This is a genomic window from Variovorax sp. AB1(2024), from assembly GCF_037482385.2.
Taxonomy (GTDB): Bacteria; Pseudomonadota; Gammaproteobacteria; order Burkholderiales; family Burkholderiaceae_C; genus Variovorax.
The window spans coordinates 5,594,644-5,614,026 of record NZ_JBBHKP020000001.1 but is presented as its reverse complement, the minus strand read 5'-3'; the positions used below and the strand labels follow the sequence as shown (position 1 = coordinate 5,614,026).

Annotated in this window: 21 protein-coding genes and 2 tRNA genes; 6 read left to right on the top strand and 17 right to left on the bottom strand. The window is 66.1% G+C overall.

What is annotated here, in order from left to right:
- Positions 1 to 45 precede the first annotated feature (45 nt).
- Positions 46 to 324, top strand: a complete 279-nt coding sequence (locus WIX39_RS26430; RefSeq protein ID WP_081269887.1) for a YfhL family 4Fe-4S dicluster ferredoxin — start codon at positions 46 to 48, stop codon at positions 322 to 324.
- Here the strand turns inward: WIX39_RS26430 and WIX39_RS26425 are convergent.
- From WIX39_RS26425 to WIX39_RS26390, 8 genes are all read right to left on the bottom strand, one after another.
- Positions 310 to 768 carry a hypothetical protein gene (locus tag WIX39_RS26425; RefSeq protein ID WP_199851887.1) on the bottom strand — a complete coding sequence of 153 codons (459 nt, stop codon included), beginning with the start codon at positions 766 to 768 and terminating at the stop codon, positions 310 to 312. The two genes, WIX39_RS26430 and WIX39_RS26425, sit on opposite strands and share 15 nt — an antisense overlap.
- 93 nt (positions 769 to 861) lie before the next feature.
- Entirely contained in the window at positions 862 to 1,494 is a 633-nt protein-coding gene (gene pth / locus WIX39_RS26420) for an aminoacyl-tRNA hydrolase (RefSeq protein ID WP_106936916.1), read from the bottom strand.
- A gap of 78 nt (positions 1,495 to 1,572) precedes the next feature.
- Positions 1,573 to 2,250, bottom strand: coding sequence for a 50S ribosomal protein L25/general stress protein Ctc (locus WIX39_RS26415; RefSeq protein WP_409196263.1), 678 nt, complete (start codon positions 2,248 to 2,250; stop codon positions 1,573 to 1,575).
- Positions 2,251 to 2,336: 86 nt separating this feature from the next.
- Positions 2,337 to 3,311: a ribose-phosphate pyrophosphokinase gene (locus tag WIX39_RS26410; RefSeq protein ID WP_081269883.1), complete on the bottom strand. Its 975-nt coding sequence runs from the start codon at positions 3,309 to 3,311 to the stop codon at positions 2,337 to 2,339.
- Between the two features lie 140 nt (positions 3,312 to 3,451).
- Positions 3,452 to 3,528 (bottom strand) — tRNA-Gln (locus WIX39_RS26405).
- 72 nt (positions 3,529 to 3,600) lie between these two features.
- Positions 3,601 to 4,497 carry a 4-(cytidine 5'-diphospho)-2-C-methyl-D-erythritol kinase gene (ispE, locus tag WIX39_RS26400; RefSeq protein WP_106936918.1) on the bottom strand — a complete coding sequence of 299 codons (897 nt, stop codon included), beginning with the start codon at positions 4,495 to 4,497 and terminating at the stop codon, positions 3,601 to 3,603.
- Positions 4,494 to 5,030, bottom strand: a complete 537-nt coding sequence (locus WIX39_RS26395) for a lipoprotein insertase outer membrane protein LolB (protein ID WP_106936919.1) — start codon at positions 5,028 to 5,030, stop codon at positions 4,494 to 4,496. The genes ispE and WIX39_RS26395 overlap by 4 nt, the downstream gene beginning before the upstream one ends.
- Positions 5,031 to 5,032: 2 nt before the next feature.
- Entirely contained in the window at positions 5,033 to 6,889 is a 1,857-nt protein-coding gene (locus WIX39_RS26390) for a tetratricopeptide repeat protein (RefSeq protein WP_081269880.1), read from the bottom strand.
- Positions 6,890 to 6,970: 81 nt separating this feature from the next.
- Between WIX39_RS26390 and mutM the strand changes: the two genes are divergently transcribed.
- From mutM to mutY, 3 genes are all read left to right on the top strand, one after another.
- The gene (mutM, locus tag WIX39_RS26385; RefSeq protein WP_081269879.1) at positions 6,971 to 7,783 is read left to right on the top strand and encodes a bifunctional DNA-formamidopyrimidine glycosylase/DNA-(apurinic or apyrimidinic site) lyase; all 813 of its coding nucleotides are present in this window, start codon (positions 6,971 to 6,973) and stop codon (positions 7,781 to 7,783) included.
- A gap of 89 nt (positions 7,784 to 7,872) precedes the next feature.
- A complete protein-coding gene (locus WIX39_RS26380) occupies positions 7,873 to 9,834 on the top strand; it encodes a dynamin family protein (protein WP_106936920.1) in 1,962 nt (653 codons plus the stop codon).
- Positions 9,824 to 10,870, top strand: coding sequence for an A/G-specific adenine glycosylase (gene mutY, locus WIX39_RS26375; protein WP_106936921.1), 1,047 nt, complete (start codon positions 9,824 to 9,826; stop codon positions 10,868 to 10,870). Before WIX39_RS26380 ends, mutY begins: the two co-directional genes overlap by 11 nt.
- Positions 10,871 to 10,880: 10 nt before the next feature.
- On the opposite strand, the gene rapZ is transcribed toward mutY, so the two are convergent.
- The 3 genes from rapZ to WIX39_RS26360 are packed head-to-tail and all read right to left on the bottom strand — an operon-like array spanning position 10,881 to position 14,350.
- Positions 10,881 to 11,759 carry an RNase adapter RapZ gene (gene rapZ, locus WIX39_RS26370; protein ID WP_106936922.1) on the bottom strand — a complete coding sequence of 293 codons (879 nt, stop codon included), beginning with the start codon at positions 11,757 to 11,759 and terminating at the stop codon, positions 10,881 to 10,883.
- A complete protein-coding gene (gene recN / locus WIX39_RS26365; protein ID WP_106936923.1) occupies positions 11,756 to 13,438 on the bottom strand; it encodes a DNA repair protein RecN in 1,683 nt (560 codons plus the stop codon). Before recN ends, rapZ begins: the two co-directional genes overlap by 4 nt.
- Positions 13,439 to 14,350 (bottom strand): NAD kinase, encoded by a 912-nt coding sequence (locus tag WIX39_RS26360; RefSeq protein ID WP_106936924.1) that lies wholly within the window; start codon positions 14,348 to 14,350, stop codon positions 13,439 to 13,441.
- 31 nt (positions 14,351 to 14,381) lie between these two features.
- Here WIX39_RS26360 and hrcA point away from each other — a divergent pair, with 31 nt between their 5' ends.
- Positions 14,382 to 15,389, top strand: coding sequence for a heat-inducible transcriptional repressor HrcA (gene hrcA / locus WIX39_RS26355; RefSeq protein WP_081269874.1), 1,008 nt, complete (start codon positions 14,382 to 14,384; stop codon positions 15,387 to 15,389).
- Positions 15,390 to 15,420: 31 nt separating this feature from the next.
- A tRNA-Ile gene (locus WIX39_RS26350) sits at positions 15,421 to 15,497 on the top strand.
- Between the two features lie 76 nt (positions 15,498 to 15,573).
- Here WIX39_RS26350 and WIX39_RS26345 read toward each other — a convergent pair.
- From WIX39_RS26345 to WIX39_RS26320, 6 genes are read right to left on the bottom strand one after another with little or no spacing between them, the layout of a single operon-like run.
- A complete protein-coding gene (locus WIX39_RS26345; RefSeq protein WP_409196262.1) occupies positions 15,574 to 16,674 on the bottom strand; it encodes a tyrosine-type recombinase/integrase in 1,101 nt (366 codons plus the stop codon).
- A gap of 1 nt (position 16,675) precedes the next feature.
- Positions 16,676 to 16,888, bottom strand: coding sequence for a DUF4224 domain-containing protein (locus WIX39_RS26340; protein ID WP_409196261.1), 213 nt, complete (start codon positions 16,886 to 16,888; stop codon positions 16,676 to 16,678).
- Positions 16,885 to 17,334: a ribonuclease H family protein gene (locus tag WIX39_RS26335; RefSeq protein WP_409196260.1), complete on the bottom strand. Its 450-nt coding sequence runs from the start codon at positions 17,332 to 17,334 to the stop codon at positions 16,885 to 16,887. The genes WIX39_RS26340 and WIX39_RS26335 overlap by 4 nt, the downstream gene beginning before the upstream one ends.
- Positions 17,331 to 17,984, bottom strand: coding sequence for a hypothetical protein (locus WIX39_RS26330; RefSeq protein WP_409196259.1), 654 nt, complete (start codon positions 17,982 to 17,984; stop codon positions 17,331 to 17,333). Before WIX39_RS26330 ends, WIX39_RS26335 begins: the two co-directional genes overlap by 4 nt.
- A gap of 8 nt (positions 17,985 to 17,992) precedes the next feature.
- A complete protein-coding gene (locus WIX39_RS26325) occupies positions 17,993 to 19,105 on the bottom strand; it encodes a hypothetical protein (protein ID WP_409196258.1) in 1,113 nt (370 codons plus the stop codon).
- 43 nt (positions 19,106 to 19,148) lie between these two features.
- Positions 19,149 to 19,343, bottom strand: a complete 195-nt coding sequence (locus WIX39_RS26320) for an Arc family DNA-binding protein (RefSeq protein ID WP_409196257.1) — start codon at positions 19,341 to 19,343, stop codon at positions 19,149 to 19,151.
- Positions 19,344 to 19,383 lie beyond the last annotated feature (40 nt).

Below are 19,383 nucleotides of genomic sequence, written 5' to 3'. Positions count from 1 at the left end.
TCATTCAGGGGCGGCCGGCCCGCGCGGCCCCGCGATAATCGGGGGATGGCCCTCATGATCACCGACGAATGCATCAACTGCGATGTCTGCGAGCCCGAGTGCCCGAACGACGCGATCTACATGGGCGAGGCGTTCTACGAAATCGACCCGCACAAGTGCACCGAGTGCGTCGGCCACTTCGACGAGCCGCAATGCGTGCAGATCTGCCCGGTGGCGTGCATTCCCGTCAATCCCGAGCATGTGGAAAGCCGCGAGACGCTGCTTCAGAAGTACGAGCGTCTCACGGCGATCAAGGTGACGACGGCCGCGTCAGGCGGCGTCTGAGCCGGCGGATTTCCGCTTCCTTTTCTTCTTTGGCGCGTCGCCGGCCGTATTCAGGTCGCTCGCCGCGCCCCTGAAGCTCGCGCTGGCCTTGCGCGGTTCGGCCGCCAGGGTGCGGGCACGGTCCCGCTCCTTTTGCTCTGCCAGGGCGAGCCGCCGTTCCGCGAGAGCCGCGCTGCGGGCCTCGCGCGCGGCCCGCTGGTCGCGGTCGTGGGCCCCCTTTTCCAGCGAGAGCCTGCTGCGCTCCATCTGGTCGGCCTGCGTTCTGGCGCTGCGAGTGCCCGTGTCGGCGTCGCGGCGGTCTTGCGCGTTTCGGCTGTCGTTCACCCGCACCGCCTTGCCGCCTTCGCAGGGCTGGTCCGAGTAAGCGTTGCCGCAGCGCCATGCGGTGGTTCCACCTTGCGCCAAGGCGCCGGTGGAATGGATGCAGGCCGCTATGGAAAGCATAGCGAAGCCGATCCTTGCGGCGCCTGCTGTCGTTCTTCTTCCGCTTTTCTCTCTCATTTTTTATTTCTCTCCCTCCTGCGCTCCGATGGCCGGCTAGGTGGCTGCAGGCGTGCCCCCGTCGCCGGGCTCCCTCCGCGGCGGTTTGGGCCGCGGTGGCTTGCTCGTGTGAATCAGCAGCGTCGCCTTTTCCATCTCGCCCGCCACCAGCGCGGGCGTGGCGTGCAGCGTGCGGACGATGGCGTCTTCGATCGCCTCGCGTTGTTCCTTCAGCGGCTTCTTGAGCACCCAGTTGACCACCTCCGACTTCACGCCGGGGTGGCCGATGCCCAGGCGCAGCCGCCAGTAGTCGCCGGTGCCGAGCTGCGCGTGAATGTCGCGCAGGCCGTTGTGGCCGGCATGGCTGCCGCCGAACTTGAGCTTGGCCTGGCCGGGCACCACGTCGAGCTCGTCGTGCACCACCAGGATTTCCTCGGGCGCGATCTTGAAGAAGCGCGCCAGCGCCGCCACCGACTTGCCCGACAGGTTCATGAAGGTCTGCGGCTCCAGCAGCCAGATGCTCTGCCCGCCGATGTTGGCGCGCGCCGCGAGGCCGTGGTAGCCGCGTTCGGGCACGAGGTTGAGTTTCCAGTCGCGCGCCAGGGCGTCGATCCACCAGAAGCCCGCGTTGTGCCGCGTGGCTTCGTACTCAGGGCCCGGATTTCCGAGGCCGACGAACAACTTGATCATGGTCTTGATTATCCCGCCGCCAAAAAGCAGAAGGCCCGCACGAGGCGGGCCTTCTGCAGCAACGGATGCGAAAGAAGATTACTTCTTGGCAGTCTTTGCGGCGGGGGTCTTGGCGGCCGGAGCCTTGCCACCCTTGCCGGCCGGTGCGGCGGCTGCTGCATCGGCAGCGCCTTCGGCGGGAGCGTCGACTTCTTCAGCCGCCGGCGACACGGCCGAAGCCAGCACCGGGTTGACCTTGCCGTGGCTGACCCACTTCACGCCCTTGGGCAGCTTGATGTCCTTCAGCGTGACGGTGCCGTTCTTCTTCAGGCCCGACAGGTCGACTTCGATGAACTCGGGCAGATCGCTCGGCAGGCAGTTCAGTTCGAGTTCGGTCGTCACGTGGTTGACCAGGTTCAGGTCGATCTTGACGGCTTCGGATTCTTCTTCACCCTTGAAGTGCACGGGCACCTTCATGGTCATGCGGGTCTTGGCGTCGACGCGCTGGAAGTCGATGTGCTGCACCAGCTGGCGGAAGGGGTGGTACTGCACGTCGCGCAGCAGGACCTTGCTGGTCGTGCCGCCGAGTTCCATCTCGAGCACGCTCGAGTGGAAAGCTTCTTTCTTCAGGGCGTGCCACAGCGCGTTGTGATCGATCTCGATCAGTTGCGGCTGGGTGTCGCCACCGTAGACGATGCCGGGGGTCTTGCCCGTGATGCGGAGACGGCGGCTCGCACCCGTGCCCTGCTTTGCGCGCTCAAAAGCGACGAATTTCATAACTAGCTCCTGTGAGAGTCCACCGCGACCAGTGCGACTCCGGTTCAAAAAGGCCTCCTGCGAAGGAGGCCAGCTTCATGCCCCGGTCAGAACAGGTTGTCCTGATCCGAGAACAAACTCATCACCGACTCGCCCTTGGCAATGCGCTGGATCGTTTCGGCGATCAGCGGTGCCACGGAGAGCTGGCGGATCTTTCCGCAGGCATTGGCGCCGTCGGAAAGGGGAATGGTGTTGGTCACGACCACTTCGTCGAGGGCCGAGCCCTGCGTGATGCGCTCGATGGCCGGGCCCGAGAAGATCGGGTGCGTGCAGTAGGCGTAGACGCTCTTGGCGCCGCGCTCTTTCAGCACTTCGGCTGCTTTGACCAGCGTGCCGGCGGTGTCGATCATGTCGTCCATGATCACGCAGTTGCGGCCGTCGATCTCGCCGATCACGTTCATGACTTCGCTGACGTTGGCCTTCGGGCGGCGCTTGTCGATGATGGCGAGGTCGCAGTTCAGTTGCTTGGCCAGCGCGCGGGCACGGACCACGCCGCCGACATCGGGCGAAACCACGATCAGGTCTTCGTAGTTCTTGGCGCGCAGGTCGCCCAGCAGCACCGGCGAGGCGTAGATGTTGTCGACCGGAATGTCGAAGAAGCCCTGGATCTGGTCGGCGTGAAGGTCCATCGTGAGCACACGCTCGACACCGACGGTTTCCAGCAGGTTGGCCACGACCTTGGCCGAGATGGGCACGCGGCTCGAGCGCGGACGGCGGTCCTGGCGGGCGTAGCCGAAGTAGGGAATGACGGCGCTGATCCGCTCGGCCGAAGCGCGCTTGAGCGCGTCGACCATGATCAGCAGTTCCATCAGGTTTTCGTTGGTAGGAGCGCAGGTCGACTGGACCACGAACACGTCGCGGGCGCGGACGTTCTGGTTGATCTCGACGGTGACTTCACCGTCCGAGAAGCGGCCCACGCGGGCGGCGCCCAGCGAAGTACCGAGGTTGTGCGCGATTTCCGCAGCAAGGCCAGGATTGGCGTTACCGGTGAAAACCATGAAATCAGGGTGATTAGCCTGCATGAGCGCGTCCCGGCAGTGCAAATTGGCTTAGGAAGCCGCCAAAAGGTTTGTGATGCATGGCGACCGGTAGGCCGCCGATTATTGCAGCGGGTGAGCTGCAAATGAAGACTGCGGCCATTTGGCCGCAGTCGTTGAAGATTTGGCAGGGGAGAAAGGATTCGAACCTTTGCATGCTGGAATCAAAATCCAGTGCCTTAACCAGCTTGGCGACTCCCCTACACGGGTCGATGATTTTCACCACCAACCGATATATGTCGCATCGAACCGAATGAACGGCCCGATCATCTTTTCAGGTTGCCCATCCCCAGAGTGGATGGACTTCCAGGTTGCTGCATTGACGAACCTGCCAGCCCTTGGGGGCTTCCAGCAGTTCCGCTTCCTGCGGCGCTTGCGGCATTTTCGCGAACACCGAACTTCCGGAGCCGGTCATCCGTGCCTTCAACCCTTGGGCTCCGAGCCATTCGATGGCGTCGGTGACCGCGGGGCAAAGTCGCTGGGCAACCGGCTGCAGGTCGTTGTGGCCGAAGTCGAAAACCGAAGGGCTCAGAACCGAGCTTTTCAGGTTTGTCGCTTCGAGCGATTCGCTCTCTGCAGCAAAGCCTGTGATTATAGCAACAGGAGTTGAACGTTCAAGATCTGTTGCTGAAAAAATTAATCGGGTATCGAGTCCCTCGGGAGGCTTGGCCACCGCGAAACGCGCGGCAGGGAGTGTAACCGGTGTCAGCTGCTCTCCGATGCCCTCGACCCACGCATTGCGGCCGCCGAGAAAGAAAGGCACGTCCGCGCCCAGCTTCAGCCCGATGTGGGCAAGGCGCGAGAGCGGCAGGTTCAGCCCCCACAGGCGGTTCAGCGCCAGCAGGCAGGTGGCCGCGTCCGAAGAGCCGCCGCCCATGCCCGCCTGCGCCGGCACATGTTTGGCCACGCCGATGTGGGCTCCCTGGCCCGGCGCGGCGAACGCCTGCAGTGCACGCGCAGCACGCAGGATCAGGTCGTCCGCGGGCAGCTCGGTCGTGAGGTCTTCGCGGCTCAGTTGGCCGTCACGGCGCAATTCGACATGCAGCGTGTCGCACCAGTCGATCAGCATGAAGACCGATTGCAGCAGGTGGTAGCCGTCGTCGCGCCGGCCGGTGATGTGAAGGAAGAGGTTGAGCTTGGCCGGCGCGGAAAGGTCGTAGATCGCCTTCATGACCGCTCGAACACGATGCGCAGGTCAGCCCGCGGGCTCGGTGCTTCGCGTACCGCCGCCAGGCGGCCGTTGGCGAGCTGCCCCAGGTCCGGCTTCCAGCCAGGCACGGGATCATTGCGGCCCGCCAGCCAGCCAAACAGCGCACCGACCGGAATGGCTGCCCCGGTGGCTGCTTCGATGAGCGCATCGACGGAGTCGAAGCGCCGCGTGTTGCTGCCGTCTTTCAGCAGTGCTTCGCCCGGCGACCAGTGCAGCTGTGCAAGCGTGCTGCCGATGGGGGTCGTGAGCGTGAGATCGCCCGAGTCTGCGGAGCCGCGCAGCTCGAACAGCGCGGCAAAGGTCTGTACAGGCTCGCTCTCGATGCGCAGCGACATCCGTCCGCTCCAGCTGTCCGAAGCCTTGGGCGCCGAAGCGCCGCCACCCGACAGCTGGGCGCAGCCTGCCACGACGAGCAATGCAGCGCCGCCAGCGGCCAGCAGCACGCGTCGCCCGTGATCGATCCGTTGCGGCGCAAGCGCCTTTGCCAGCGTCATCTTCAAGGCTTCACGCGCAGGCGCTTGAGTGTTTCCTGCAGGGTTTCGTTCTCGGAGTCGCTCAGCAAGGCTTCTTTCCAGATCGCGACCGCGCGGTCCTTCTGGCCGCTGCTCCACAGCACTTCACCGAAGTGCGCGCCGATCTCGGGGTCGGGCCGTGTCTTGTACGCGGCTTCGAGGATGCGGATCGCCTCCGTGGTGTTGCCGAGGCGGAATTCGACCCAGCCCAGGCTGTCAGCGATGAACGGATCGTCCGGCGCGAGCTGCACCGCCTTCTGGATCAGCGTGCGTGCCTCGTCGAGCCGGATCTTGCGATCGGCGAGCGAATAGCCCAGCGCGTTGTACGCATTCTGGTTGTCGGGCTTGAGTTGGATGAGCCGGCGCAGCAGGCGCTCCATGTCGTCGAGGCGGTTGAGGCGCTCGGCGACCATGGCCTGGTCGTAGACGAGGTCGGCGTCGTCCGGCGAGGCCGCTGAAGCCTGGGCCAGCATGTCGTAGGCCGCCTGGTATTGCTTGGCGTCGCGCAGCAGCTGCACCTCGGCGAGGAACTTCTGCTTCTTGTCGTCGGCCGTGCGTTCGGGCAGCGACCGGATGAGTTCGCGCGCCTGCGGCAGCTTGCCCTGTTGCGCGAGCAGCGCCGCGCGGCGGGTTTGGGCGGCGACGATGTCGTCCGTGCCGGTCACGCGCGACAGCCAGCGTTCCGCGGCCGCGTAGTCCTTGCGGCGCTCGGCCAGTTGCGCCAGTGCAAAGTACGCCTGCGACACGCTGCGGCGGCGGTCTCCCGCTTCGCCCGCGTCCTTGCCCTGGTTGCCCGAGAGTTCGATGAAGCGCTTGAGCGAGGCCTCGGCGGCCGCGTCCTGCTTGGCCTGCATCTGCAGGCTGCCGAGCAGCAGCCAGGGCTCGGCCAGTTCGGGCCGGGCCGTGGTGAGGGCCTGGAGCTGCGCGGTGGCATCGGGGAAGCGGCGGTTTTCGACCAGCACGCGGGCGTAGGCCACGCGCAGGTCTGGGGCGGCCTTGGGGTTGTTGTTCAGGTAGCGGGTGACGATGGGCTCGGCCAGCGGCTGGCCGGGGTCGATCATCTCGAGTGCCAGAGCAGCCGGGGCGTCGGACGAGGGATCGAGTTCCTGGCCCCTGCGAGCGGCTTCCAGCGCGCCGGAAGCATCGCCCGCGTTCAGGCGCAGCCGGCCCACGGTGGCCCAGGCCAGCGCGCCGGTGGCCGGGTTCTTGAGTTCGTCGGACAAGGCCTGCTCGACCACCGAGGCGGCCAGCTTCTTGTCGGGCGCGCGCGAATAGTTGCGCACGATCACGGCCATGAGCAGCGGCCGTTCGACCTGCGAGGTGGCCGCCACTTCGGCGCGCAGCAGCTCGGTCGTTTCGCTGATGCGGTTGAGCGCGATCAGGATCTGCAGTTCGACGCGCCGGGCGTCGCGCGAGGTGGGCAGCGTTTCCTGCCAGGCACGGGCCGCCGCCAGTGCCGCATCGCCGGAACGCGACTGCAGGGCGATCTCGACCGCGCGCTGGAACAGCTTGCCGTCGCGCAGCCGGCGTGCGGCGTCGAGCACCAATGCATAGCCGGAGCCGGGGTCGCCGGAGCGGGTCGTCAGCTCGCCCATCAAGATTTCATAGAACAGGTCCGCGGTCAGTGCCGACGGCTGCGCCGCAGGCTCGGCGGCAGCGGCTGCCTTGGCGACGACGGTCTGCTGCGGCTTGGCCGCCGGCTTGCGTGGCGCGGACCGTTCGATGATGGGAGCGGGGCTGTCGGGGGCTGCTGGGTCGTTGGTTTGCGCGTGGACGGCACAGGCCAGCAAGACGAGAGACGCGGCCGCCGCAAGGCGGTGTCGGCGGGGCGGAAGGTTCATCCGACCATAATAATCCAGCCTTTTGAACGTGCGCCGCGTGGGGCTTCGTCGCCGTCGGCATTTGCCGGAGATTTACTTTTCATGCCTGAATTACCCGAAGTCGAAGTCACCCGGCGCGGCATTGCCGACCGCATCGCCGGGGCGCGCATCGACGCGGTACGCATCGGAAAACCACTGCGCTGGGCGCTGATGGTGCTGCCCGAGGCGCTGGTCGGGCGCCGCGTGCTCCAGGTGCGCCGGCGCGGCAAATACCTGCTGATCGATCTCGACCGCGGCATCCTGCTGCTGCACCTGGGCATGTCGGGCAGCCTGCGCTTCGATGCGGTGCTGCCGCCGCCCGGCACGCACGACCATTTCGATCTCGTCACCGACCTGGGCACCTTGCGGCTCAACGACCCGCGCCGTTTCGGCGCCGTCGTCTATGTGGAGAACGAAGACGCGCCCTGGGCCATCAAGCTGCTCGGCGGGCTCGGCATGGAGCCGCTGGGCGAAGACTTCGACCTCGACGTCTTCCATGCCGGGCTCAAGAAGCGCAAGACCGCCGTCAAGCAGGTGCTGCTGGCGGGCGACGTGGTGGTTGGCGTGGGCAACATCTATGCGTCGGAGGCGCTGTTCCAGGCCGGCATCCGGCCGACGCTGTCGGCCGCGCGCATCAGCCGGCCGCGTGCCGCCAAGCTGCATGCGGCGGTGCGCGAGATCCTTGCAAGGGCGGTGGAAAAGGGCGGCAGCACGCTGCGCGATTTCTCCAACATCGACGGCCAGAACGGTTATTTCCAGCTCGAGGCAACCGTCTACGGCCGGGCCGGCGAACCCTGTCGGGTCTGCGCAACGCCCATCCGGCTGTTGAGGCAGGGGCAGCGCTCCACCTATTACTGTCCCAACTGCCAGAAATAGCGGATGTAACCGTCGAGCTAAATGGGCCGAAAACGGTTGCTGCCTACCTCTCGATGCTATATTTGTAAGCTCTTTTTTACATCTGTCTCTTGAGCCGCTCCTTCAACCAACAACTCGATCAGCACGGCGCCTGGCGAAGCAATTTCGCCCGCCGGCTGCAGTGGCTGTCCCGCTGGCTGACCGAGAACGAGCTGCTCGACCAGGCGGTGGCCGAGCGCCTGCGCGGGCTCGAGACGCAGATCCGCACCAGCAAGGTCATGGTCGCGTTCGTCGCGGAGTTTTCGCGCGGCAAGTCGGAGCTGATCAACGCCATCTTCTTTGCCGGCTACGGGCGGCGCATCATGCCCGCGAGCGCCGGGCGCACCACGATGTGCCCGACCGAGCTGGGCTACGACCCCGCGCTTGCGCCCAAGCTGCGGCTGCTGCCCATCGAGACCCGCCTGGAGCCGCACTCGCTCGCGCACTGGCGCGAAAAGCCCACGCGCTGGACCGAGATCGCCATCGACGTAGCCAATGCCGAGCAGCTGGCACAGGCCATGAGCAAGGTGGCCGAGGTGCGCTGGGTCGCCAAGGACGAAGCGCGCACGCTGGGTTTCTGGGACGACGAGACGCCCGACGACAACCCGGTGCAGGACGCCGAAGGCCGCGTCGAGATTCCGCGCTGGCGCCATGCGGTGCTCAACATGCCGCATCCGCTGCTGGAGCAGGGGCTGGTGATTCTCGACACCCCCGGCCTGAACGCGATCGGTGCCGAACCCGAACTCACCGTGAGCCTGATCCCGCAGGCGCACGCGGTCGTCTTCATCCTGGGCGCCGAGACCGGCGTGACGCGCTCCGACCTCTCCATCTGGCGCGAGCACCTGATCACCGAAGACGAAGGCAACAACACGCGCTTCGTGGTGCTCAACAAGATCGACACCATGTGGGACACGCTGAGCACGCCCGCGCAGATCGCGCAGCAGATCGAGCGCCAGCGCGAAAGCGCGGCCCGCCTGCTTGAGGTGCCGCTGGCGCAGGTGCTGCCGGTGTCCGCGCAGAAGGGCCTGCAGGCCAAGATCCAACGCGATGTGCCCTTGCTCGACGCCAGCCGCCTGCCGGCGCTAGAAGCGCTGCTCGGCGAAGGCGTGCTCGGCAAGCGCGAGACCATGCTGCGGCTGGCCGTCGATGCCGGCATGAGCGCGCTGCGCGTCGAGGCCGAACGCATCCTGAAGGTGCGCCAGCGCGACCTGTCCGAGCAGGCGCTCGAGCTGCAGGGGCTGCGCGGCAAGAATGTCTCGGTGATCCGCCACATGCGCGCGCGCATCGACCAGGAGCATGCCGAGTTCGAGGGCAGCAACACGCGCATCCTGGCGCTGCGCTCGGTGCAGGGCAAGCTGCTGCGCGAGGTGTATGCCGTGCTCGGCCGTACCGCGCTCAAGGCCGACATGGTGCGGCTGTCGGCCGCGCTCAAGCGCCCCGGCGTGAAGCTCAGCGTGCGCAAGGTGTACGCGGAGACCTTCGACTCGCTGCGCAACAACCTGCGCGAAGTGCAGGCGACCACGGCGGAGATCCAGTCGATGCTGCACGCCACCTTCCGCCAGCTCAATGCCGAACAGGGCTTCACGCTGCAGGCACCGGCGGAGCCCGACCTCACCGGCTTCGAGCAGGAGCTCAGCCAGATCGAGCGCAGCCACATCCACTACCTCGGCGTGGGCAACCTGCTGAAGCTCGCGCAGGCCGATTTCTGCGACAAGCTCGTGCGCGCGCTGGCCAGCCGGCTGCGGCTGGTGAACGAAGCCGCCATGACCGAGGTCGAGCGCTGGAGCAAGGGCGCGAGCGCGCAGATCGATGCGCAGCTCAAGGAGCGCCGGCGCAACTTCAGCAAGCGCATCGAGGCCATCGAGCGCATCCAGAGCGCGGCGGGCAACCTCGACGAGCGGCTGATGGAGCTCGCCGCGCAGGAAAGCAACCTGGCCGAGCTTCATCTGCGGCTGCGCGAATTCACCACGCTCATCACCCAGCAGGCAAAGCCGCAGGCTGCGGCTGTCGCCGGCGAACTGCGTGCTGCCTGAATCCCCCGACTTCGCCGCGCAGATCGTGGCCTGGCAGCGCAGCCACGGCCGCAGCCAGCTGCCGTGGCAGAACACCCGCGACCCCTACCGCGTCTGGCTGTCGGAGGTGATGCTCCAGCAGACGCAGGTGTCGACGGTGCTCGGCTACTTCGCGCGATTCCTCGAGCGCTTTCCGGACGTGAAGGCGCTGGCCGCCGGAACCGAAGACGAGGTGTTCGGCCTCTGGAGCGGCCTGGGCTACTACAGCCGCGCGCGCAACATGCACCGCTGCGCGCAGGACGTCGTCGCGCGCTTCGGCGGCGAATTCCCGCGCACGGCGCAGGAACTCGTGACCCTGCCCGGCATCGGCCGCTCCACCGCCGCGGCGATTGCCGCCTTCTGCTTCGGCGAGCGCGTGGCGATCCTCGACGGCAACGTGAAGCGCGTTCTGACGCGGGTGCTCGGCTTCGGCGGCGACATGTCGTCGTCTGCGCAGGAGCGCGCCCTTTGGGATCTCGCGACGCAGCTGCTGCCCCCCGCCGAACAGCGCGAGGCCATCGCCCACTACACGCAGGGGCTCATGGACCTGGGCGCCACGGTCTGCCTGCCGCGCAAGCCCAGCTGCATGATCTGCCCGGTCGACCAGCGCTGCGTGGGCCTGCGCGAGGGCGCGCCCGAGCGCTACCCCGTCAAGACCCGCAAGCTCAAGCGCAGCGCCCAGTCGCTCTGGCTGCTGCTGGCGCGCGATGCGCAGGGCCGCGTGTGGCTGGAGAAACGGCCGGCGAAGGGCATATGGGCGGGGCTGCACTGCCTGCCCGTGTTCGACAGCCGCGACGACCTGCTCGCAGCGCTGCCGCCCGCCGCGCAACGCGGCACGCAAGACATGCCGGCCTTCGTGCACGTGCTGACCCACAAGGACCTGCACCTGCACCCGGTGCTGATCGAGGGCGCCCAGCCGCTCGGCGAAGGCGCGCGCTGGGTCGACGCGCAGGAGTGGAGCCGGCTGGGCCTGCCGGCCCCGGTGCGCAAGCTGCTGGAAAGCAGCGAGGCCCGATAGAAGCCGGCGGTCAGTTCGCGTCGAGTTCGCGGTGCCGCTTGAGCGCACCCCAGCGGGCGCCGAACGAACGCGCTAGCTGCTCCACCAGGAACACCGACCGGTGCTGCCCGCCGGTGCAGCCGATGGCCACCGTCACGTAGCTGCGGTGGTCGCGCGCCAGCGCATCGAGCCAGTGCGACAGGAACTGCTCGATGTCGTCGTACATGCGCGCCACGTCGTCGTGCTCGCGCAGCCATTCGATCACCGGTTCGTCGCGTCCCGTGAGCGGGCGCAGCGCGGGCACATAGTGCGGGTTCGGCAGCATGCGCACGTCGAATACGTAGTCGGCATCCAGCGGCACGCCGCGCTTGAAGGCGAACGACTCGAACACCAGCGTCAGCGCGCTCTGCGGCGCCGAGATCAGCGACTTGATGTAGCTCTGCAGCTGCGCCGGCCGGATCAGGCTGGTGTCGATCACGTCGGCACCATCGCGCAGGTCGGCCAGCAGTTCGCGTTCCAGCTCGATGGCCTGCATCAGCACGCGATGCTGCTCGGGCACGTCGGTGCGGCCTTCCTGGCGCGAGAGCGGATGGCGGCGGCGGGTTTCGGAATAGCGGCGCAGCAGCGCGTCGGTGGTGGCGTCGAGGAACAGCGAACGCAGCGAGATCCCGCCGTCGCGCCGCAGCGCATCGAGCTGCTGCGGAACGATGGGCAGCGAGACGCCGCTGCGCACGTCCATGGCAATGGCCACGCGCGGCGTCTGCTGTTCGTGCTGCAGGGCGATGAATGCCGTCAGCAGCTCGGGCGGCAGGTTGTCGACGCAGTAGTAGCCGGCGTCTTCCAGCGCATGCAGGGCCACCGATTTGCCGGAGCCCGACATGCCCGTGATGAGGACCAGGTCGAGGTTCATGGCGTGGCCGCGGAAGTCTTGTGGCCCAGCATCTCGCGGGCGTGCGCGAGCGAAGTCTGCGAAACCTTCTCGCCGCCCAGCATGCGGGCGATTTCCCTGGCGCGGTTGTCTTCGTCCAGGCGCGACACGCCGCTCTCGGTGCGCGGGCCTTCCTTGCCGGCCGCCGCGGTCTGGCGCTTGGCCACCACCAGGTGGTGGTCCGCGCAGGCCGCCACTTGCGGCAGATGGGTGACGGCGAGCACCTGGCGGTCGCGGCCGAGCTGCTTCATGAGGCGCCCGACCGTCTCGGCGACGGCACCGCCGACGCCGGCATCCACTTCGTCGAAGATCAGCGTCTGCGCGGTGCCGAGCTGGCTGGTCGTCACGGCGATGGCCAGCGCAATGCGCGACAGCTCGCCGCCCGATGCCACCTTGCCGATGGCGCGCGGCGTGCTGCCGGTGTGGCCGGCCACGAGGAACGCCACTTCTTCCAGGCCGGCGCGGCCGGGCTGCGCCAGCGGCTGCAGATCGACTTCGAAGCGCCCGCCCTGCATGCCCAGGCCCTGCATCGCCTCGGTGACGGCCTGCGCGAGCCGCGGCGCCGCCTGCTTGCGCGACTTGCCGAGCGCCTTGGCTTCCTTCATGTAGGCCTGCTGTGCGCTCTGCTCGGCACGTTCCAGGCCGTCGAGATCGCTTTGCGCATCGAGCGCCTGCAGCTCGGCCTGCCAGCCGGCCAGCAAGGCCGGCAGGTCGGCCGGCGTGCGCTTGTAGCGGCGCGCGAGCGACATCCACAGGCCCATGCGCTCGTCCAGTTCGGCCAGGCTTTGCGGATCGGCTTCGGCGTCGCGAAGGTAGCCGTGCAGCGAGTGGGCCGCGTCGGAGGCCTGCGCCACGCAGGAGGCCAGCACTTCGCCGAGGTTGCGGAACTCCGGCTCGATGTGCTCGCAGTTCTTCAGCAGCGTGGCCGCGCGCGAGAGCGCGGAGAGCGCACCGTTGTCTTCGTCTTCCAGCGCCTGGCTGGCGCCCTGCGCCGCGTCGATCAGCGCCTGCGCGTTGGAAATGCGCGAGTGGTTGGTCGACAGTTCTTCCCATTCGTCGACGCCGGGCGCGAGCTTGGCGACCTCGGAAATCTGCCACTGCAGCCGCTCGCGCTCACGCTGCAGCGAGTCTTGCGCCGAGCGCGCATGTTCGAGCGCGGAGAGCGCCTGCCGCCAGCCATTCCAGGCGGCGTCTAGCGCGTCGCTGCGCACGCCCGCATAGGCGTCGAGCAGGCCGCGCACCGCATCGGGCCGGGTCAGGCTCTGCCAGGCGTGCTGGCCGTGGATGTCGAGCAGGCGGTCGCCGAGTTCGCGCAACTGCGTGGCCGTGGCCGGGCTGCCGTTGATCCAGCCGCGGCTGCGGCCCTGCAGGTCGACAGTGCGGCGCAGCAGCAGCGCGTCGCCGGCTTCGAAGCCGCCTTCGTCGAGCCAGGAGGCCAAGGCCGGATCTGCATCGAATTCGGCGCTCACGTCGAGCCGTTCGGCGCCTTCGCGCACCGCGCCGGCGTCGGCGCGGTTGCCCAGCGCCAGCTGCAGCGCATCGATCAGGATGGATTTGCCCGCGCCGGTTTCACCGGTCAGTACCGTGAAGCCGCCGGACAGGTCGAGTTCGAGTGATCGCACGATCACGAAGTCGCGCAGTGCGATGCGTCGCAGCGCCATTCAGGAGCCTCCCTCGTTCCAATGAAGTTTCTTGCGCAGCGTGTCGAAATAGCTCCAGCCGCGCGGATGCAGGAAGCGCACGCGGAAGTCGGAGCGGCGCACCACCACGCGATCGCCGATCGCCAGCGAGGCGAGCGACTGCATGTCGAAATTGGCGCTGGCGTCGCGCCCGCCCACCAGCTCGATGACGATCTCGTCGGCATCGGGCAGCAGCACCGGGCGGTTCGACAGCGTGTGCGGCGCGATCGGCACCAGCACCCAGCCCGGCACCGCCGGGTGCAGCAGCGGCCCGCCGGCCGACAGCGCGTAGGCGGTCGAGCCCGTGGGCGTCGCGATGATCAGGCCGTCGGCGCGCTGGTTGGCCACGAAATGCCGGCCGACCGACACGCGCAGCTCCACCATGCCGGAGGTGGCGCCGCGGTTGACGACCACGTCGTTCATGGCCAGCGCGTCGAACACCGAGGCGCCGTCGCGCATGACCCGCGCGTGCATCAGGCTGCGGTGGTCTTCCTCGTATTCGCCGGCCAGCATCGGGATCAGCGTGGCCTGGTAGTTGTCGAGCGGGATGTCGGTGATGAAGCCGAGCCGGCCGCGGTTGATGCCGATCAGCGGAATGCCGTAGCTGGCGAGCTGCCGGCCGATGCCGAGCATGGTGCCGTCGCCGCCGACCACCAGGCCGAGGTCGCAGCGCTGGCCGATTTCCTCGACCGACAGGGCCTCGTAGCGCGGATGGGCGGGCGCGTCGTCGGCGTCGTCCTCGCAGGTCGAGCGCTCGACGAACACCTTGCACCCCTGGGATTCGAGGAAGGCGCCAATGCCTTCCATCACGCCGTCGCGCGCGTCCGCCTGCGCGCGGGCGCCGGAAGCCTGGTATTTGCCTATGAGGGCGACGTGACGGAAGCGAGAGGTCATATCTCACAAATTACAACACTAAAATCTTGCAATGCTGGACGACCGTGCCAAGTTGCTGCTCAAGACGCTCGTCGAGCGCTACATCGCCGACGGGCAACCCGTCGGCTCCCGCACGCTCTCGCGTTCTTCCGGTCTGGACCTGTCGCCCGCGACCATCCGCAACGTCATGGCGGACCTCGAGGAACTGGGGCTGATCGCCAGCCCGCACACCTCGGCAGGCCGCATCCCGACGCATCGCGGCTACCGCCTGTTCGTCGACACCATGCTCACCGCCCAGCGCGAGCAGATGAGCCCGCCGGCGCTGGCGCCCGACCAGCCGCAGAAGGTGATCGCCAACGCGGCGCACCTGCTGTCGAACCTTTCGCAGTTCGTGGGCGTGGTGATGGCGCCGCGTCGCGCGTCGGTGTTCAAGCAGATCGAGTTCCTGCGGCTGTCCGACCGGCGCCTGCTGGTGATCATCGTGTCGCCCGACGGCGACGTGCAGAACCGGGTGATCTTTCCGGAGGCCGACTATTCGCAGTCGCAGCTGGTCGAGGCGTCCAACTACATCAACGCGAACTACGCGGGCCTGACGATCGAGCAGGTGCGCGATCGCCTGCAATCGGAAGTCGAGAAGCTGCGCGGCGAGATTGCGGCGCTGATGCAGGCCGCCGTGAAGGTCAGCTCCGAGGTGCTCACCGAGGCGCAGGAAGACGACGTGGTGATCTCCGGCGAGCGCAACCTGCTCTCGGTGACCGACTTTTCCAGCGACATGGGGCAGCTTCGCCGCGCCTTCGAGCTTTTCGAACAGAAGGCGCAGCTGATGCGGCTGCTCGACGTGTCGAGCAAGGCTGAGGGCGTGCGCATCTTCATCGGCGGCGAAAGCAAGGTGGTGCCGTTCGAGGAACTGTCCATCGTCAGCGCCAACTACGAGGTCGACGGGCAGGTCGTGGGCACGCTGGGCGTGATCGGGCCGACCCGCATGCCCTATGAACGCATGATCCAGATCGTCGATATCACGTCGCGTCTGGTGAGCAATGCGCTGAGCCATCGCAAATAGGGGCCGCAGCGCGAATAGAATCGTGGCGCGTGGGCCGTTAGCTCAGTTGGTTAGAGCAGCGGACTCATAATCCGTTGGTCGCTGGTTCAAGCCCAGCACGGCCTACCAAACACCGCGTATTTGCTGGATTCCTTGCTACAAACTCTGTAGCGGTGTTCCGCAATTCCAGAAGTTGTTCCGCAATTCAGCGCAACGGCTTCACCTTTTTCCCGACCTTGTGTCTGATGTAGTTGGCCGTCATCGCCTCGGTGGTGTGGCCCAACAGGCCCTGCGCCTGCCTGGTGCCGCCATCCTCGTCCGCTTCCGTGGCGGCCTTGGCCCGAAGGTCGCGGAACTGAAATTCAGCCCCTTGAACGCCAGCCAGCGCCCGCGCGTCATCGAAGCGCCGCCGCAGCATGGCTGTTGTCAGTTTCTTGCCGGCTTCGTTCACCAGCAGTGCTGGTGAAGTCGAACCCAGCCCGGCCTTGAACGCGCGGATTTCCTCCAGCAGCGTTTCCAACTCCCCCCCGATCTCCATCCGCAGCTTCGCCTTCGTCTTGCCCTGGCGAACATGAAGCATGCCGCCCGCAATGTGGGCTTCGCTCATCCGCAGGACATCCGCAGGGCGCTGGCCGGTCAGATGCGCCAGGCGCAGCGCGAACCGCAACGGCTCGCCAGCTCGCGCCATGGTCCGTGCCAACAAGTCATCATCCACCATGACATCGCGGCCCTCTTCGGTGTAGCCCTTCACGCCCGTGCATGGGTTGGCCAGACGAGTAAAGCCCGACGAACGCGCATAGTTCCAGATGTGCGAGAAAAGCGCCTTCTCACGATTGGCGCGAACCTGGCCCAGCTTCGGCGGGATCGGGATCGGTGGCCGTCCATGCTTCACGCGCTCGGCGTTCTTCGCTTCTGCAGCCTTGCGCGCCTCCTTCACCCGCCATTCCATGTATAGCCTGATGTGCTTGGGCTCGATCTTGTCTAGCGGCGCGGGCGGAGTGTTGAAGAACTTCAGCAGCCATTCGCGCTCCTTCTCGTTGTCGCGCCGGGTTCGCGGCTGCTTCTTCGGAATCTCCTGTTCCCAGTACAGCCGCACCACATGGGCAAAAGTGCCTTGCGCGGCTTCGGGGATGGATGCCCGCGCCAGTTCGGCCCACTTCTGAACAGCTATCACGTAGTCGGAGCCAAGCGCGATTTCGCGCCGTGGCCTGCCGCCCGTGTCGAAGTAGTAGTGGATGAGCTTGCCGCGCTCGCGGGCGCGCATCCCCTTGGGCAGGTTCGCCCAGCGCGTTGGCTTGCGTCCCATGTCAGGCGCTTATAAGCCCAGGCGTCCAACCCGCTTCGGCTTCAACGGGCTCCCTGCGTCCTTCGACGGCGGCCCGCGTTACCACGGGGTGCCCGGATGCATTCACCTGGAATGGGATCCCTTGCGCGCGAAGTCGAACGATCTGCTTCGACTTGATTTTGAAGCCGGTCAGCTTCGCCAGTTCTGCATCGGTCAAAAAAAGATCCGTGTTCACGCTGTCACCCCCATGCGCGCTTCCTCTGCCAGTCGATCTGCACGCACATTGCCGATGATGCCCGCGTGGCCCTTCACCCATTCGACCTGGTGACAAGGGCGCCGAGCTGCATACGCGGCCTTCCACAGCTCCACGTTCGCGACCGGCTGCAGCTCTTTCGAGCCCTTTTCCTTTCGCATCCAGCCGCGCCGCTCCCAACCCCTGCACCACTCATTCAAGCCGCTGACGACATAGCGGCTGTCGCTCAGTACCACCGCATGCCGATGGCCGAGCCAGCGCAGCGCCTCCAGCATGCCGGTAAGTTCCATCTGGTTGCTCGTGGTCTTGCTGGCGCCACCGCAGTGGCTGAACATTTCCACGCCGTTCTGATAGGCGACGAATGACCAGCCGCCGTTCCCGGTGCCGTCATTGGGCCAGCAAGATCCATCGGTGAAGACGCGGATCATGCAAGGCTCCGGATCGAAAAGCCGATTTGCGCGCTGGCCTTGGGGGCGCCCACAAGGCGCAGGTAGGAGCGGCCACCCTTCTTCGACTGAAGCTCATGAGCGGAGAAGAAATACTCTGCGCCAGAATCATGCATCCGGCAGGTGTAGCCCGGGCGGTAGTTGAACAGCTTGTTGCCGTGAGAAAACTCGCCGTCTTCGGTGCTCACGCGACGAAGCATGTAGCCGCCCGTGACGGTAGCACTTTGGCCGCCAGCAAAAACTTCTTCGCCTTCTGCAAACGCAGCGCTGACCGAATGAATCAGCCGTTGCACTTCTTGTAAGCCAGGATCGGCAGGACGGTTGATGTTCGGCGTGGCTTCGTCCGCATGCGCAGCGACTCGGCGCGCGCGCTCTTCGCGGGTCACGCCCTTGGTGACAACAAACCGCGTGATCCGGTCGGACTTGCCCCAGATGCGGACTTGCATCCATTGTTCGAATTGCGCGCCCTTGACGGTTCGGCCATCGACCTGCACGCCATTGAAAAAGGTCACGGATGTGGCCTTGGGAAGATGCTCAGCTTTGATGACGCCGGCATCGATCAAGGCCTGAGCCGTTCCGAAGTAGCGATCCCCGCTCGCGTCCGCATCGAAATCGACGCCGGGGGCGTACACCCCCGTTTTCACATGGCCCCCGCGATGGCGTCGTCAAGAGACTTCTTCGCGAGATCGAGCAGTCGCAACGCGCCATGCATGGCGACATCATCGGCGGCGCTGAGTGCCGTCTCCATCACGGCGATGGCTACGCCAAACGGCGCAGATGCGCGCTCGCACAGCGACACATCCCGGGCAGTCATGCCCACGCCCAAAAGATCCTTGGCTTTCTCAACGCAGATCTTTGCGCCATAGAACAGCTCGCAGCCCACCTCAGGCGCCCGGGCCTGGATGATGGCAATGGCTTCGCTCGCCATCAAGTAGGGACCGTCATCGAAGCCGAGTGCTTCGAAAGCCTGCCCATCGATCTGCGCAGCAGGTTGCCCCTGTTCCGCGCCAGCTTCGGTTTCCTCCAAGGTCATCGCTTGGTAGTAGTCTGCGTCCTGGATCACGCCGCCGATGACGCTCGAAAGAACGGAAGTGAATCCCTTGCTCAGCGAATCGTCGGCCAGAAGTTCGATGTACGCATTCATCACGAAATTGCGCTGAGCCTCCCCGGCCTCACGGTGGCACCGGTAGCCTTCGTGGCTGCTGGAATTCGGATCGATGTCCTTCATCATCTGAATCGCCAGATCCCTGCCGCGCTCGAAGTCGTGCGCTTCGCCGCCTTCAGGCAGATCGCGAACCGCATCATTCATAGGGTCAAGCGCGTCTTGAGCTGCCTCAAGAAGATCGAAGGCCTCCCGGAGCGTGGCGTATAGAACCGACTCTTCCGCAAACTTGATGGCGCCCTGCAGGCAGGCCAGGACCGGGAAGAGACCTTGATAAACGCGCTTCGCATCAGCCTGCGTCAAATCGGCGCGCTGCATGATCCCCCACGGGGCGCAAAGGATGTTGTGGTTGATGTGGTCGAGCAGCATATCGACCACTTCGCCGCGCTCAGCCGCGTCATAGGCCTTTTCGAGTTTTTCGTTCGCCATGCCAATCCAGTTGCGGATGTCGGCGATGGTGACCAGCGGGGCCTCGTTCTCGATGGGCGCGGGCGCCTTGACGGTTTTGGAGGGGGGCAGGGCCGCAGCGTTTGCTGTGGGCTTCCGGGCCGAAACTTTGCGAGTGGGCGCTACGGTGGCAAAATTCGTCATGGTTCAAGTTCCTTTAGTCGGGTGCTTCGGATCACAGAAGGGGCTAACCGTTGGCGCGGTTTGGCCCCTTCGCCTTTTCTGCGCTTGGATCAGCCTGGCGGCTGGCTTCCAAGCGCAAATTCACTTCACCATTCAGCGAGCGCATGTTCTTTGCCGCTTCGCGTTGCAGCCACTCCTTCAGCTCCTTCGGGAGCCGGATGGGTGTCGGTGGTTGTTGGGGTGACTTTGCAGTTTTCATGGTGCTGAGGCCCTACTTTAGAATCTAAAAGAACCAGAGT